Annotated in this window: 1 pseudogene; it reads right to left on the bottom strand. The window is 56.0% G+C overall.

What is annotated here, in order from left to right:
- Window positions 1-364: pseudogene (locus tag EXE45_RS20110) on the bottom strand (hypothetical protein); the annotation flags it as partial.

Below are 364 nucleotides of genomic sequence, written 5' to 3'. Positions count from 1 at the left end.
CGGCCGCCGGCGCGGCTGGATTGCGCTACCGTTTCCAACGACGGGGCGCGATCGTGAATCTCTTGGTAGGCATTGAACAGCCACGGCGCGGGATTCACGTCATCAATTGAATCCGGATTGCCGTCTACCTTATCGCCGGTGACAATACAGAATTTGTTCTGTAGGAGATCAACGCCTTCATGTTCTCCAAGTTGGCCGTCAGTCCACCAGTCGGGGATTTTGTCTCCCTCAACGGGGATATGTAAGCCCGTTCCGGAGGTCGATTGCTCGATATACGTCGCCTCGAAACGGCTCAAGTCAGGCACCCAACTCTTGAGGCTCCCGTCATCCGCGATTCCGCCGTCAATGTCAATACAGGCATACC

Source organism: Halorubrum sp. SP9, assembly GCF_005435015.1.
GTDB classification, from domain to species: domain Archaea; phylum Halobacteriota; class Halobacteria; order Halobacteriales; family Haloferacaceae; genus Halorubrum; species Halorubrum sodomense.
The sequence above is the reverse complement of the archived record's forward strand: the minus strand, read 5'-3'. Positions and strand labels throughout refer to the sequence as shown.